Below are 15,793 nucleotides of genomic sequence, written 5' to 3' on the forward strand. Positions count from 1 at the left end.
GCTCTAGATTCTTGTTTTCGCATCGGACTTTCCGAAAACCGGTTCCCACTTTTCGGACCGATGCTGTAGGCGATTTTCGCCAGTTCCGAACCAGAGAGTTGCCAGTCGTGCGGGCAGCGTGTCAAGTACCGGTCGCTCCAGCATATGCGCGCCCGCGACCGGATGCAGGCGCGTGCCGCCGGTCACGAAATCACACCAGGCTGCGGCGGCCTGCCGGTTTACAAAGGCGTCTCCATCGGAGAGGAAAATATGGACGGGACAATCGAGCGTGCCGCGCGTCGCATCATGGGTATAGGTCTCGCATATTCTGAAATCATTGCGCAGCAACGGTTCGAAAAGCTCCATTGCCTCGGGATTGTTGAGGATTTCAGCATCTGTTCCGCCGAGATCGATAAGCGCTTGGCGAAAGGCGTCGGCTTCCATCGTGTGGAACGGCTCTCGCTCATAGACCATGCGGTCCGGCGCATTGCAACCGAGCGCGAAAAACACCTCCGGCATCGGCAAGCCTGCCGCTGAAAAGCGACGGGCGATTTCATAGCCGAGGAGGGCACCCATCGAATAGCCGAAAATCGCATAGCGCCCGCCGATATAAGGCTCAAGCTCAACGGCCAGTTGATCGGCAAGCGCGTCAATTGACCTCGGTGCCGGTTCGCAATAGCGCGCTTCGCGGCCCGGCAGTGCGACCGGATGCACCGTCATCGTGCTCGGCGCGGTTTGTACCCAGTTGCGGAAAAGCCCGGCCCCGGTGCCTGCTGGCGGCAGGCAAAGAAGCACGGGGCGTGATGGCGTTATCGTCATATGTCAATCTCAATATGGTCTGTGGCCGGGGGGACTTGCGGGCGAAGGCTGTCGATATAGGCCGCAAGGTCGGCAAGGACGGGGTGCTCAAAAAGGACGCGCATTGGTACAGGCACGCAAAACGCGCCGCGAAGTCGGCTGGCGACACGCACGGCAAGGAGCGAATGGCCGCCAAGCTCAAAGAAGTTGGCCTGCCCATCCAGGGGACCAGATTTGAGCACCTCCGTCCAGATTTGCGCCAGTGTGATTTCAGTCGCGGAAGGCGTTGCGGATTTCGGGATGCCCGATGGTGCCTGTTTCGTTGGCATCAAATGGGTGCGGTCCCCAGAACCGCCCTCAGATAGACCGGCAACCGCCATCACTGAAGGCAGTTCATCCAGAATTGCGCACACATCTGTGGTGGATGAGCGGATCATGATGGCGATAATATCGCCCAGTCGTTCGAGCAGAGCCGCTGCCGTCTCAGAGGCGAGCATATCGCGGCTGAAACCGGCCATCAGCGTCAGGCCTGCCGTATGCGGTGTCGCCCAGAGCGTGAGCGGAAAATGCGTTCGCTCATCAAAGTCGATGCCTTCGGTTTTGAGCAGTGCAGGCGCATCCGCTCGCTTCGCCTGCACTGGGAAATTCTCAACGACGAGCAGCGTGTCGAAAAGCGAAACGCCCGGGCCTTGGATAGCGGCGAGGGGTACATGGTCGTGTTCGCCCGTTTCGGCATGGGCTTTCTGAATGGTTGCGAGCCAGTCCGAGACGGATAGGCCCTCATTAAGGCGGACACGCACGGGCAGCGTATTGATGAAGAGGCCGATCATCGTCGTTGCGCCCTCCAGTGTCACGGGGCGCCCGGCTGTGGTTGTGCCGAAAATGAGATCACGGCTGCCGGTCTGGCGCGCGATCAGCAAGGACAACGCGCCTTGCAGCAGCGTGTTGAGCGTCAGCCCATGGGCGGCACCATAGGCCAGCACGGCCTCATGCAGCGGCTTTGGGACTTCCCGGCATTGCCGCTCGAACTGGCCTGTCGCGTCCCCTGCCAGAAGCCGGGTTGTGCCCGCAAAACCCTGAAGCCGATCCTTCCAGAAGCGAAGCGACACGGCCCGCTCGCGCTTCTTCAACCAACCGATGTAATCGCCGTAAGGGCGGGCGGGCGGAAGGGCTGGCTCGGCCTTGCCTGCCGCGCGCCGATAGAGCGAGAGCACTTCGTCGAGCAATTGACGGATCGACCAGCCGTCGAGGATGATATGTTGGTAGCAGACAACCATGATCGACTGGTCTTGTCCGGTGCTGATCCATTGGACCCGGATCAGAGGCGGACGGCGCAGGTCAAACGGCTCGGCCCGGTTGGCAGAAAACAGTGCTTGCAGCCGTTCACGCTCGCTTGCCGGATCGTTACCAGTCCAGTCCAGCGTAGTGAATGCCACCGGAAGGCTGCGGAAGGCGATCTGGAACGGCTCGTCGCGCTCCTCCCAGAAGAACCCCGAACGCAGGATCGGATGGCGGTCAATTGCGCCTTGCCATGCCGCCTTCAGAGCCTCCGCATCGACGGCTCCGGTGATGCGCAGCGCCGTTTGCGGCATATAGAGGCCGCCGCCGGGGGAAGACACCGAATGAAAAAGGATGCCCTCCTGCATCGGGGCAAGCGGATAGATGTCGGCGATGTTGTTGCGCTCAAGGCGCTGGCTCGCATTCTGCATGGTGCCCTCAGAGATTGCGCAGGATGGCTTCGAGATCATCCTGATCAAGTGTCATGTGCTTGAAGTCTGCTGGTGTGTAGCCGGCTTCGGTTGATGTCAGGCAGAAATCGACAAGGCTTTCGAGATGGTTTTGCAGCCCCGCCGCGAGTGTTTCGATTGTCTGCCGATCATGAATCTGCCGGGAATAGGCAAGGCGAATGCGCAAATGCCCGCCGCTTATGATTGCATTGATATCAAGGAGCACCCCGCGCCCATTGCGCGCGCCACGCGGATCGCCCGATGGCTCGGCTGCGCGTGACAGCAACGCATCGCCGGAAAACAACGTGTCCGTCTGGCCAAGATAGTTGAACCGTATCTCGGCGATATCCTCCAGCTGTGGCAATGCCACGCCCTTCAGATATTTCAGAACGCCATAGCCGATGCCGTCGTTTGCAACACGGCGGAGACTTTCCTTGACCGAGAGCAATGTGGTGCGCCTGTCGCGCCCGGTGACATCGAAGAGAACGGGATAAAGGCCTGTGAACCAACCGACGGAGCGGCTCAGATCGACGCCTTCGAACAGGTCTGCCCGGCCATGACTTTCAAGGATCAGCCGGAGCCTGTCGTGTCCGGTCCAATCGCGGATTGCATTATAAAGTGCCGCAAGCATGATTTCTTCGGCATCGATTGGATAGCAGGACGGCACGTCTCGAAGAAGGCGTCCGGTGAGGTCAGGATCGATTGTCAGATCAACGATGTCGGTGTCGCCAGCGCAATTGCTGCCCGAACGGTTCGTCGGGATCGCTGCGGTCTTGGCCTCGGTTATCGTGCGCCAATGGTCCTTTTCACCATCGAACACCGCGCTGTCTTTCAGCTCGCGCACCCAGGTATCAATCCCTGTTGTGCGGGGCGGCAAGCTCATCTCAAGACCGGCCTCAAACGCTGTCAGGCATGTTTGAAGGTCATCAAGGAGAATGCGCCAGGACACCCCGTCGATCACGAGATGATGCGCTGCGATCAGCAGCCGTTGCTCGCACCCGTCGATGGTCACAAGCGTGGCACCCCAAACCGGGCCATCAGTGAGATCGAAACGGCGTTGCAGCGCATTCGCCTCAACCAAGAGCACGGCATCCGCTTCGGTTGCTGTACAAGAGGTGGAACGCAGCGGCGGTGCCCCTTCCAGCTCCGTCACGGATTGTCGCCACTGTCCGTCTTGCTGCCAGAAACGGCCGCGCAGCGCATCATGGGTCTGGTGGAGAAGGTCCATAGCCTGCTGAAGCGTCTTCTCATTGATCACCCTGCGGGGCCTCAGCATCAATGCCTGATTCCAATGGGCAATATCAGGGTAATTCTGCTCAAAAAACCAGTGCTGGGCCGGGCCAAGCGGAATGTCGCCGCTCATTGGTCCGGTTTCATGCAACTCTGTCGCCAGATCCGAGACGGATGCGGCAAGGGCTGCAAGCGTTGAATATTGGAAAATATCGCGTGGTTTGATGGCAATACCAATGCGGCGCGCCGCAGCCACGACCTGAATAGCAAGAATTGAATCTCCACCAAGCGCAAAGAAGTTGTCGTTGCGTCCAATCGCCTCGCGTCCGAGAAGTTTTGCCCAGATCGCGGCGATCTTCTCTTCATGGCCTTTGTGTGGCGTCTGGTCTTCTGCAAGCGTTTTGGCTTCATCGGATGGATCGGGCAGGGCCTTGCGGTCGAGCTTGCCGTTCGGCAGGCGCGGAAGCTTGTCCAGCATCGCAAAAAACGTCGGCACCAGATGGCGCGGCAGTTCTCGGCTCAGATGGGCAGAGAGCGCTGCCTTACCGACAGGTGCCGCCACCTCAATCCATGCGGCGAGGCGGGCATAGCCGGTATTGTCCCGCCAGGCATCGACGGCGGCTCCTGTCACGCCCGGATAGCGCATCAGCACGGCCTCGACCTCGCCCGGTTCGATCCGAAAACCGCTGATCTTCATCTGGCGATCAGTTCGGCCGAGATAGTCGAGATTGCCATCGGCCAGCCGACGAACGCGGTCTCCGGTCTTGTAGAGCAGGGGGGCTTGGCCGGTGCTGTCAAACGGGTTTGGCAGGAAGCGCTCCGCCGTCAGGTCCGGGCGATTGTGATAGCCGCGCGCGATACCCTCGCCTGCCAGATAAAGCTCGCCCGGCATGCCGATTGGCACTTCATTGAGTGCTGCGTCAAGGACATGGGCGGTGGTGTTGGTGATGGGCTTGCCGATATGGATGGGCAGCCCCGCGTCATCGATCCGGCATCCGGTGGAATAGGTCGTGTCTTCGGAGGGCCCATAGAGATTGTACAGCGCCTCAACCTGTCCAGTCTCCAGAATCGCGCGTGCAAGGCTCGGTGGCAGCGGTTCGCCCGCAAGGCAGACTGTTTTTGCCTTGGTTGGCAACGGGCCAAACCGCATGAGTTCTGTCATCGGGGTCGGCACGGTGTTGATGAATGTGACCTCGTTTGCGAAGTGCGCGTCCGGCAGTTCGAAAAGATCATCGACGATGAAAATTCGCCCACCAGCGGCGAACGTCACGAAAATTTCGAAGATGGACAGGTCGAAGCAGACGGATGTTGACGCAAGCATTCCGGCAAAGCTCTCCGCCGGGAAGGTGTCGAGCGCCCAATGTGTGAAGGCAACCGCATTGCGATGTTCGATTGCAACCCCCTTCGGCTGCCCTGTCGAGCCGGAGGTGTAGATGAGATAGGCGAGATCGCTGCCTTCGGTCGTATGGGGGAGAGGGGCCCCGGAGACGGCCTGCGTTCCGTTCCAGACGGCGGTCGGATCAAGCGTCTTGATCTCGGCGAAGTCGGCGCGCTCTTCTTTTGTCAAGATGAGGGAGAGGCTTGCATCCCTTGCGACAAAGGCGATCCGATCTGCCGGATATTTGGGATCGAGCGGCACATAGGCAGCGCCCGTCTTCAAGACGGCAAGAATCGAAGCAATGAGGTCGATGTTGCGCTCAAGGCAAATACCGACGGCACTGCCGCGTCCGATGCCAAGGGAGGCGAGATGCCGGGCGAGCGCCTCTGCTTGCCGATCAAGCTCAGCATAGGTCACGCTCCGGTTCCGATCTGTGACGGCAATGGCATCGGGTGTGCGCTCGGTTGAACGCGCAAAGAAGCCATGCAGACTTGCTGGCACCGCATCATAGGTCTTTGCCGTCGCGTTCCATGTGGCGATCTGCTGGCGCTGGCGCTCGGGCAGGCCGTCTATTTCGATCTGTGCTCGCTCAGGGGCCGATAGAAGAGCCTCGACCAAGGCCGTGAAAGCCTCGGCCATGTGGAGGATCGTCTCTTGGCGGAAGAGATCGCTGCGATAGATCAAGGTGCCGGAAAACTGGTCGCCGCGATGGCGCAGGTCAAGTGTCAGATCGACCTTCGATGTTTCCTGTGCGAGCACCACCGGGGTAACCGTCAGGTCATCGGGGCATGGGCTATGCTGCTCGTCGGCTTGCCAGGTGACCATCACTTGGAACACAGGGTTATGGCTCCAGCTTCGCTCGACCGAGAGGGCATCGACCACACATTCAAACGGCGCGTCTTGATGGCGGAAGGCATCAAGGACGAGCAAACGTGTGGCTGCGACCTGCTGCTCGAAGCTTGTCGCAGCATCATGCGTCAGTTTCAGCGCCAGCGTGTTGACGAACAGCCCGATAACATCCTCCAGCGCGCGGTTTGGCCGTTCGGATACCGGGGTTCCGATGACGACATCGGATGCGCCGGAATAACGTGACAGCAGGGTCGAAAAGGCGGAGAGAAGCACCATGAAGGGTGTGGCGTCCCGCTCATGGGCAAAATTGACCAGACGTGCTGTAAGCGCGCTATCGAGATGGAAGGGAATGCTGCCGCCCTTGAATTCCTGCCGCGCACCACGCGGAAAATCCGTCGGCAGCTCCAGAAGCGGGGGGGCATGTTCCAGCTGGCGGCGCCAATAGTCGATCTGCTCGCCCAGCGGCTGCTTTCGCTGCCAAGCGGCAAAATCACCATAGGTCAGGGTGAGCGGTGGAAGGTCTGCCACTTTGCCCTGTCGGCCCGCATCATAGAACCGCGTCAGATCCCGCAGCATCAGCTGAAGCGATTGCGCATCCGAGACAATGTGGTGGAGTGCGACGAAAACAACGTGCTCGTCAGCGGAGAGACGGAAAATTCGGGCGCGGAAGAGGGGACCGGTCGCCATGTTGAATGGCTGCCTGCATGCAGCAGCCAGCACTTCCGGCAGGGTGGCCTCATTCACATCCACGATTGCGATGTCTGGCTCGTTGGTTCCACCGATCTCGACCACAGGTTTGCCATCGCGGTTGACGATCTGCGTGCGCAATGCCGGATGGCGTGCGGCAAGGGCTGTGAATGCGTGTTGCAACACCTCCAGATCAAGCGCGCCATGAAAGCGGATCGCGGCAGGAACAGTGTAGGCGGCGCTGTCTGGTTCCAGCTCGGCCAATGTCCAAAGCCGCTGCTGGGCAAAGGACAAAGGTATCGTCGCACTATTCGGGAGGGCATCGATGGTGCTGGAGGGTGCCGCCATCGGCGTCTCGTCACGCTCAAGCGCTGCGGCGAAATCCTTGAGGCGGGGGAATTCAAACAGCTTCCGCAGCACGGCATTTGTCGGAAGCGAAGACGAAAGCCGGGTAATCATGCGCATGGCCAGCAGCGAGTGGCCGCCGAGCCGGAAGAAATTGTCGTCCCGGCTGATCGAATCGATGGCCAGCACATCAGCCCAGGCATCAGCGACACGCTGTTCCGTTTCGGTCTCAGGCGGGCTGGACCCGGTGGCGACTGTTGCGGCCAGCGATGGCAGTGCTGCGCGATCAATCTTGCCGTTCGGCTGCTGCGGCAGGCGCGGCAGGAAGCACCACAGCGTCGGCACCATATGCACGGGGAGGACTTCGGACAGCGCCCGGCGCAGCTCGGTTTCATCCAGCCTCACGCCGTCTTGGGGTTCGATAAAGGCGGCCAGCTGCCGATCAGTGCCTTGCGTGACAGCCACAACCGCCTTTTCGACGCCCTCCATCTGTTCGAGATTGTGCTCGATCTCGCCTGTTTCGATGCGCAAGCCACGCACTTTGACCTGATGGTCAAGCCGCCCGCAAAATTCCAGATTGCCATCTGCGCGGCGGCGGATGCGATCCCCGGTCCGGTAAAGACGAGAGCCGGGCTCACTCGAAAACGGGTTGGCAATGAACCGCTCAGCGGTTTGCTCAGGTCGGCCAAAATAGCCGCGCGCCAAGCCCGTACCGCCGAGATAAAGCTCGCCAGAAAGGCCGGGCGGGCGCAGGCGGCCGGCACGGTCGAGAATATAGGCTTGCGTGTTCGGCAATGGCTTGCCGATAGGCACAACGCCGCCCTGATAATGATCGCCCTGCAACGGAACTTCCGTTGAAAAGCAGGTATCCTCCGAAGGACCGTAGAGATTGAGGATACGCAGGTTCGGATAATCGCGTTTCAGGATGGCAACGAGTGCTGCTGGCAATGGCTCGCCGCAGAAGGTTGCCGTCTGTACGCTGTCTGGCAATCTGTGTTCTTGCAGCAATTCTTGCAGGAGGCTGGGGACCGTATTGATGAAAGTCACATCAACCTTGCTTGCGAGCTGCGGCAGTGCCAGAAAATGATCTGCGACAACGAGCGTGCCGCCGAGGACGAGGGGCGCATAAAGTTCGAAGATCGACAGGTCAAAGCTGATCGAGGTCGGCACCAGCATGCGCGCCACCTCTTCGCGCGTAAAGCGCTCCCGCGCCCAATACATGAAGGCGACGACGGAGCGGTGTTCTATCGCCACGCCCTTGGGCCTGCCCGTCGAGCCGGATGTATAGATGATGTAGGCGAGATGGTTCGGTGAGACGGCAGGCCGCGCCTCCAGCCGGATGTCCGGCAATGTTGTGACGTCAAGCAGCGTTTGCGCCTGCGTGACGAAGGCCGGGCGGTGATCAGCGAGCAGGATGGTAATCCCGCTATCCTCGGCAATGAAGACAAGGCGGCTTGGCGGATAATCGGCATCGAGCGGCACATAGGCCGCACCCGCACGCATGATGCCAAGGATACCCGCGATCATCCGGGGCGAGCGGCGCATGCAGATGCCCACCCGGTCGCCGGGCTTCACACCAGCCGCAACCAGATTTGCGGCAATGCGCGAAGACTGCGCTTCGAGGTCGCGATAGGACCAGGTGAGGTCGCCATCGGTCACCGCGTCCGCATCCGGCGTTTGCTCGACCTGTTTCAGGACGAGATCATGCAGGCATTCCTCAACCGGATAATCCCGCACGGGACCGGAACCCGCCGCGATGATGGCCGCTTCCTCCTCCGGTGCCAGCAGCGAAAGCGTGGAGAGCCGCCGCGAGGGTTCGCGCACCACAAGCTCCAGCAGGCGCTCAAAACGGGCAAGCATAGAGGCGATGGTGCTCTCGTCGAAAATCTGGCTCGAATATTCGATCTTGCCCTTGATGTCCGGCTGGTCGTCTTCAAGGTTGAAGCGCAAGTCATATTTTGTTGCCACTTCGCGCAGCGGATAGGCTTCAATCGTCAGTCCATGCAGACCCGGCGGCGGGGCAACGCTGTGCTGGATGTCGAATTTCACGTTGAAGAGCGGGTTCAGGTCCGAGAGCGAGCGCTCTGGATTGATTGCTTCGACGAGGCGCTCGAACGGGATATCCTGATGGGCAAGGCCACGGCGCACAGCATCGGCAACCTTCTGGAGCAGAACCAAAAAGGCCGGATCGCCGGACAGGTCGTTGCGAAAGACAAGCGTGTTGACGAGCGGCCCCATCATGGTCTGCGTCTCGGGCCGGTCGCGGTTGGCAACCTCGCTGCCGAGGATGATATCGTCGCTGTCGGTATAGAGATGCAAAAGCACGTTGAAGGCGGCAAGCAGCAATGTGAACAGGCTGACATTCTGCTCGGCGGCAAGTGCGCGCAGCCTGAGCGACAGCCCCCGGTCGATCAAAACGGGAAGGTGTGCGCCGCTGAAGCTCGCTGTCAGGCTGTGTGGCCGGTCCAATGGCAATTCCAGCACCGGCAGCTCGCCCGCAAGGCTTTCTGTCCAATAGGCGAGCTGGTTGGCAAGAGTGGGGCCGTCCAGCAAGTCGCGCTGCCACAGCGTCCAATCGGCAAACTGCACCGGAAGGGGCGCAAGCACTGCTGCTGTTCCCGTCGCTTCGGCATGGTAGAGCGTTGAGAGATCGCGGGCAAAGACGCCCATCGACCAGCGGTCGCTGATGATATGATGCATGCCAAGCGCCAGCACATGCTCATGCTCGTGAACCCCGACCAGCGTCGCGCGGATCGGCGGGCGGGTGAGATCATAGGGCGTCTCGACAAATGCTTTGAGCTGAAGACGGGCTTCCTTTTCCGGGTCTGGATGCTGTCGGCAATCGTGATAGCCTATATCGGCTGCGCCGGATGCCTCGACAATTTGCTGCGGCTGGCCATCCTCGCCCATCGTAAACCGCGTCCGCAGGGGTTCGTGCCGCGCAATGAGGGCGGCATAGGCGCGAGACAGGGCTGCGCGGTCAAGCGGGCCTTTCAGCCGAAGTGCTAGGTTCATATTGTAGGCCACGGTGCCGGGTTCCAGCTGCTGCATGAACCAGAGGCGTTTTTGCGCCGATGACAGCGGAACCGCAGCCTCGCGGTCTGTCCGTGGCTGAATGCCGGAGGGGGCGGGAAACGTGATGCCCTGTGCTTTCAGCTTCTGTTCCAGTAGCGCCCGCCGCTCCGGCGAAAGCCCGGCGATCTTGGCGAAAAGTTCGTTCATCGTGCATTTCCTCCGGCGAGAAGCCTGCTCACATCGGCGTCGGATAGGGTATCGACCTCATCGAGAAGATCGGCGAGAGCAGAAAGGTCGGTCTTCTCCGTCATGCGCTCCAAAATCGATTTGGCGATGGCTGCGGCGGTCGGATTGTCGAAAAGCAGCTCGCGCATGGCGATATCGACGGGGAAGGCTTCGCGGAGTTTGGCAACGGCGCGGATGGCGAGCAGGGAATGGCCGCCGAGTTCATAAAAGCCGTCATCGGCCCCGATGGGTGACAGGCCGAGGATCTCTTCGAAAATGCCGATGATCCTCGCCTCGGTGTCATTGCCCGGTTTGCGATAGGCGACACCGAGTGCGGGGCGTCCACGCCCGCCGTCAGTGGCGGCTGCCTCTTGCGCATCGATGTCGGACGTGACCGGGGGAATGGTCCCACCCGACAGCATGGTCTGTCCGGTTGCGCCGTTTTCAATCAGGCATCGCGTCAGATCCCATGCGGCCTCAGTCGATATCGCGAAGGCGTTTGCACGGCCCGTCGCCTGCAAGGTCGTGCCGGGTTCCGCCTCGATCAGTGGATAGCCAATCGCAAACCATGGCGTGGTGCCGTTCTTGTTCTCTTCGGCGACAATCCGGTCGATGGCATGGTGCGTGGCGGCGTAAGCACCAAGGCCGAGCCCGCCAACGAGGGTTGAGAGCGAGGACTGAACGCAGCAAAAGCCAATTTTCCGCTTCGCGACAGCTTCACCAAGCGCACGAACCGGGCGCAGTTTGCTCGAGATGTTATAGGCCCAATGGGCATCCGTCAGCTCACCAATCAGCGCGGCGGATTGATGGTTCGACTGCGGCAGGCTCAGAAAGATGCCGTCGATCCGGCCCAGCTCTGCGAACACATCGTCCAGAGCGCCTTTCAAGGCGGCGGCATCGCCGCAATCGAGCTGCCGTTTGAGACGTGCCGGATACTCAAAAGCCGGTGCCGTAGTATCTTGAAGCAAGGCGACGGTTGCGCCGAGCCCAGACAGAGCATCAACCCAGGTCTTGCCAACGCCATCAACGATATCGCCGACGACCACATAGACGCCGTTGCGCTTGAAGTCCGGGCCGCCTTGCGGCGCGTCAAACCGTTCCGTCTCCGGCAGCCAGCGATGCGCGCCACGCAAGGCGAGCACATCGTCTTTCCCCGACAGAGCGTCGCGAATACGCCTTGCACTCTCAATTGGCCGTGCAGCATCGATGTCGATATGACGGCAATGGAGCGACGGATATTCCTGGGCGATCACCTGGAGAGTGCCAGCCACCAGAGCCTGCGCAATATCGAGATCTTCCAGACCCGTCACATCGGCTGCCGATCTTGTCAGAAGCGTGAGGGTGACCGCGCGGTCGTTCTTGGCCAGTTCCCGCACCAGCGCCAGAAGGGCTTGCGCCGCAGCTTCCGGCGCTTCGTTCGAGCAAGGGGTGAGAGGCCAGCCGAAGACGATATGGTCTGGGCTTGCCCCCCGCTCGGCAAGGGTCTCGAAAAGGCTGGCGTAGTCTTCGCTGATCGTGGGGCGGAGGCTGAAGCAGCGGAAGTCGGGTTCACTGAAACCAGCGCCGATCAATGCGCGATAGGGTTCCGCACCACTTCGCTCAAGCTCAGTGGCGAGAGTGGAGCCAAGCTGACCATCGTCAAAAACAAGCACGCGGCCCTTCAACCGATTAGGCCCGTGGCTCAATTGCGCACGCCGCCAATTGGTGCGGTAGAGGCCGGGGCCTTCAGCAGGTGCTGCTGTTCTTTTGGGCGTGGCAGGCTCGCTATCCGCATCGACCCAGTAACGTTCGCTTTGGAAGGGATAGGTGGGAAGCCGTACGCGGCGTCGGCCAGAGGCTTCAACTGAATCCAGAACGCCGTTCAATTGCCAGAACTGACCGACAGCAGACAACACCTGCCCTGATTCATCCTTGCCTTCTGCGAGTGTTGCCAGAATTCGGCTTCCATCAACGCCCGCCACAGCGGTCAAGGTGCCGAGTGCGCGACCGGGGCCGATTTCGATGAAAACAGGTGCTGCAAGGGCTTGCAGTGTGCGTGTCCCATCTTCGAAGCGGACGGGCTGCAACAGGTGACGCGCCCAATAGTCCGGGTCGGTCGCATCCTGTGCCGTCATCCATGTTCCCGTGACATTGGAAATCAGAGGAATTTGCGGCACTGAGAGGCGCACACCTGCAACGACATTGCGAAACTGTACTGCCGCTTCCGTCATCATTGGCGAGTGGAAGGCGTGGGCGGTTTTCAGCATACGCCCTGCAATGCCCTTGTTTTTCAGGCGCACTTGTAGGCTTGCAATTGCCTCCACCGGGCCGGAGACAACGCTGACACCGTGCGCATTGGCCGCAGCCAGCGTAATGACCTCATCAAGCCACGGCGTGATTGGCTCATCCGCATGCATCACCGCCAGCATGGCACCGGGTGCTTGAGCCTGCATCAACCGCCCGCGCGCAACGACGAGCTGGAGCGCTGTTTCGAGGTCGAAGATACCCGCAAGGCAGGCGGCGACATATTCGCCAATGCTGTGGCCATGCAGGGCCGTCGGTTTGACGCCGTGGCTCATCAAGGCTTGCGCAAGCGCATATTCAACGGCAAAGAGCGCGGGTTGGGCAAATGCCGTGCGGTCAAGGTCATCCGCGTTCGAAAACAGGCAGGCTTTGAAGTTGATCCCCATCAGCCCATCCAGTTTGGATGCGCAGGCATCAAACGGGGCGCGAAAGGCTGGCAGGTCGGCGTAAAGCGCCTTGCCCATCGCCGTATATGGACTGCCCTGACCGGGAAACAGGAAAACGGCTTGCGCTGTCTCGCCTTCCGCCGTGGCGGTTTGAGAGAGGTTGCGCAGATTGCTGGCAGCCTCTTTGGCATCGCGTGCCACGACGAAGCGGCGCTTGGCAAAATCGCGACGGCCATGGCGCAACGTGTGCGCCACATCCGCAAGCGCCGGGGCATCTGCACGGTCCAAGCCTGCTGCGAGGGCCTCGCTGCTGGCTGCAAGCTGCTCCTCGGTTCGTGCCGACACAAGCAACAGTTCCGGGCCGCCGCCTGCCTTTGATGCCGGGCTGGGTGGGGCCTCTTCCAGCACGACATGGGCATTGGTCCCGCCAATGCCGAAGGAGCTTACGCCTGCGCGGCGCGTGCCAATCTGATTGTCCCAATCGCGCAAACGTTGATTGACGAAGAAGGGGCTGGCTGCGAAATCAATCTGCGGATTCGGGTTCTCATAGTGGAGGCTTGCCGGAATCCGCCGGTTTTTCAGGGCCAGCACGGCCTTGATGAAACCTGCAATACCGGCGGCGGTGTCGAGATGGCCAATATTGGTTTTGACGGAGCCGAGCGCGCAGAAGCCCCGGCGCTCGGTATCGCGGCGAAACGCCTTGGTCAGTGCTGCAACCTCTATCGGGTCGCCGAGTCTGGTGCCCGTTCCATGGGCCTCGATATAGCCAATGGTATCAGCGCGCACGCCTGCCATGGCCTGCGCATCGGCGATCACCGCCGCCTGACTATCGACCTGCGGCGCGGTGAAGCTCGCCTTCAACGCACCGTCATTGTTGATCGCAGAGCCAAGGATGACGGCGTCTATCGTGTCGCCATCGGCCAGCGCATCTTCCAGCCGTTTCAAAACGACGATACCGACCCCGCTGCCGGGGACCGTGCCGCTTGAGGCCGCATCAAAAGCGCGGCAATGGCCATCAGGCGAGAGGATTCCGCCTTCGCGAGCGCGGTAGCCGGAGGACTGCGAGAGTGCAATGCCGCCAGCCAGCGCCATGTCGCAATCGCCGGACAGCAGGCTCTGGGCGGCCATGTGGACGGCAACGAGCGAGGAGGAGCAGGCGGTTTGCACGGTAATGGCCGGGCCTCGCAGGTTCAGCTTGAACGCTGTACGGGTGGCTAGAAAGTCCTTGTCATTGCCAACGAACAGCTCATAGGGGCTGACGGTCTCGCGGATGCGGCTATTGTCATGCAGGTTGAAGACATAGGTATTGATGCCAGCGGCGGCGAAAACGCCAATCGGTCCTTGGGTGCGATCACCCACATAACCGGCGGCTTCCAGCGCCTGCCAGGCGCATTCAAGGAAGATACGCTGCTGCGGATCGAGAATTTCAGCCTCGGCCGGGCTGTAGCCGAAAAAACCCGCATCGAAGCGATCCGCACCCGCCAGCGGTGTGCTGGCGGCGACAAAATCGGGTAATGCCGCCATTTCCGCAGAGACGCCGCGTTGCTTGAGCGCTTCCGGCGAGAGGCGCTCAATCGATTCCGCACCATCAACCAGGTTTTGCCAGAAGCGTTCAACATCCGGTGCACCGGGAAAGCGGCCAGCCATGCCAATGACGGCAATATGATGCCTGTTGTCATCGGAAAGAGGGGCTGCGGACAGGTCATTCATAACAAGGTTCCTTGATCTGTTCTGGTGGTACGCTCAGGAATGAAACGGGCAACCTTTGCCCTTGGGATCGATGAGGCCGAGCCGTCCGCGCTCAAAACGGCGCAGCGTATCGACAGCATTGCGATCCTCAAACCGCAGGCTTCCGCTGTCCACGAAGCGCGAGCAGACGCCCGTATGGCTTTCAGCGAGATATTTATAGGCCGCAATAAACGCGGAATGGGCGCTTGCGAGTTCGTCCGGAAGCGTTTCAAAGATTGGGCGCAGATCCCGCCAGACGCTGATCAGGACGGCATGATCCCACGACATCAGGCCGCTAAAATCGTCCGATTCCACATGCGGCTGGGTCATGGAGGTGCGCACAGTCGCCTCATAGACGTCTTTCGGAAAACTCGCGGCGAGTTCCATGGACGCAGCCGAGGAGACAAGCAGTGTCGAGGCGGTATTAAGCTCCTGTTCGGCAGACGTCAGCTGACCGCGCTCCACCGACAGCTGGAACCGGCGCAGCGAAACGATGAGCCCCTGAACGTTCAGGAAGAATGCCCAGTGAAACTCCCGCCAGATCGCATAGGGAGAGGGAGGGCTGAGGGCGATCATCGAAGCGGCTCCAAACCGAAGGTCCGGGCAAGCAGATGCGCGTGGCTTTCAAAGCCTTCCATCTGGTGACGGACGTGGACCACGGGAAGTTCTGGGCTGCGGGCAAAGAGCTGCGTGACGGCGCGCACCGTCTGAATGAGGCTCCGCACCATGGCGACAGCGGGTTCTTCCGCAGACTGACGGTTGACGCGGAAATAGCGATCATAATCCGTTGCCTGAAAGGGCGTGAGCGGCAGCCCCGCCGTTTCGATTTCCGGCCTTTCGCCTGCCGCCTTGCCCAGATCAGTCAGCAGCGCGTCCAACTGTGCGGTGCTCTGCGGATGGTCAAGCTTAATCGCCTCAAGCAGGCCGGAAAGCACGCCATGCATGCGGCGTTTCTCGATCTCGCTGAGCGGCGTTTCAGCGGGCAACCCGTCAGGAAGTGGCAGGTCGAGCCAGCCATCATCGGCCGGTGCCTCCATCGGACCGGATGCCTTGACCTCTTTCAGTGTGATCTGGCCGCGAACCGGACTTTCGACAGCAAGGCTCTCCTCGCGCGCGGCATCCGGGTCGAGGGCGCGTTGATACTGGCTCAAGGCTGCACCTCC

At 60.7% G+C, this 15,793-nt stretch carries 6 protein-coding genes; all 6 read right to left on the bottom strand.

What is annotated here, in order from left to right; genetic code table 11:
* Positions 1-3: 3 nt before the first annotated feature.
* Genes AVI_RS29395 through AVI_RS26925 form a run of 6 tightly spaced genes read right to left on the bottom strand, consistent with a single transcriptional unit; the run spans position 4 to position 15,781 of the window.
* On the bottom strand, positions 4-798 hold the full coding sequence (locus AVI_RS29395; RefSeq protein WP_015918416.1) for a thioesterase II family protein: 795 nt from the start codon (positions 796-798) through the stop codon (positions 4-6).
* The gene (locus AVI_RS26905) at positions 795-2,486 is read right to left on the bottom strand and encodes a condensation domain-containing protein (protein WP_041699759.1); all 1,692 of its coding nucleotides are present in this window, start codon (positions 2,484-2,486) and stop codon (positions 795-797) included. The genes AVI_RS29395 and AVI_RS26905 overlap by 4 nt, the downstream gene beginning before the upstream one ends.
* A 7-nt stretch (positions 2,487-2,493) precedes the next feature.
* Positions 2,494-10,215 (bottom strand): non-ribosomal peptide synthetase, encoded by a 7,722-nt coding sequence (locus tag AVI_RS26910; protein ID WP_015918418.1) that lies wholly within the window; start codon positions 10,213-10,215, stop codon positions 2,494-2,496.
* Positions 10,212-14,612, bottom strand: a complete 4,401-nt coding sequence (locus AVI_RS26915; protein ID WP_015918419.1) for a type I polyketide synthase — start codon at positions 14,610-14,612, stop codon at positions 10,212-10,214. Before AVI_RS26915 ends, AVI_RS26910 begins: the two co-directional genes overlap by 4 nt.
* A 33-nt stretch (positions 14,613-14,645) precedes the next feature.
* Positions 14,646-15,206: a hypothetical protein gene (locus AVI_RS26920; RefSeq protein WP_015918420.1), complete on the bottom strand. Its 561-nt coding sequence runs from the start codon at positions 15,204-15,206 to the stop codon at positions 14,646-14,648.
* Positions 15,203-15,781, bottom strand: a complete 579-nt coding sequence (locus AVI_RS26925) for a hypothetical protein (RefSeq protein ID WP_015918421.1) — start codon at positions 15,779-15,781, stop codon at positions 15,203-15,205. Before AVI_RS26925 ends, AVI_RS26920 begins: the two co-directional genes overlap by 4 nt.
* Between the last annotated feature and the right edge of the window lie 12 nt (positions 15,782-15,793).

The sequence above is a fragment of the Allorhizobium ampelinum S4 genome, assembly GCF_000016285.1.
Taxonomy (GTDB): Bacteria; Pseudomonadota; Alphaproteobacteria; order Rhizobiales; family Rhizobiaceae; genus Allorhizobium; species Allorhizobium ampelinum.

Excerpts from the sequence above, each read along its gene's own strand:
- AVI_RS29395 (WP_015918416.1), bottom strand. The coding sequence starts at position 798 with ATGACGATAACGCCATCACGCCCCGTGCTTCTTTGCCTGCCGCCAGCA.
- AVI_RS26905 (WP_041699759.1), bottom strand. The coding sequence starts at position 2,486 with ATGCAGAATGCGAGCCAGCGCCTTGAGCGCAACAACATCGCCGACATC.
- AVI_RS26910 (WP_015918418.1), bottom strand. The coding sequence starts at position 10,215 with ATGAACGAACTTTTCGCCAAGATCGCCGGGCTTTCGCCGGAGCGGCGG.
- AVI_RS26915 (WP_015918419.1), bottom strand. The coding sequence starts at position 14,612 with ATGAATGACCTGTCCGCAGCCCCTCTTTCCGATGACAACAGGCATCAT.
- AVI_RS26920 (WP_015918420.1), bottom strand. The coding sequence starts at position 15,206 with ATGATCGCCCTCAGCCCTCCCTCTCCCTATGCGATCTGGCGGGAGTTT.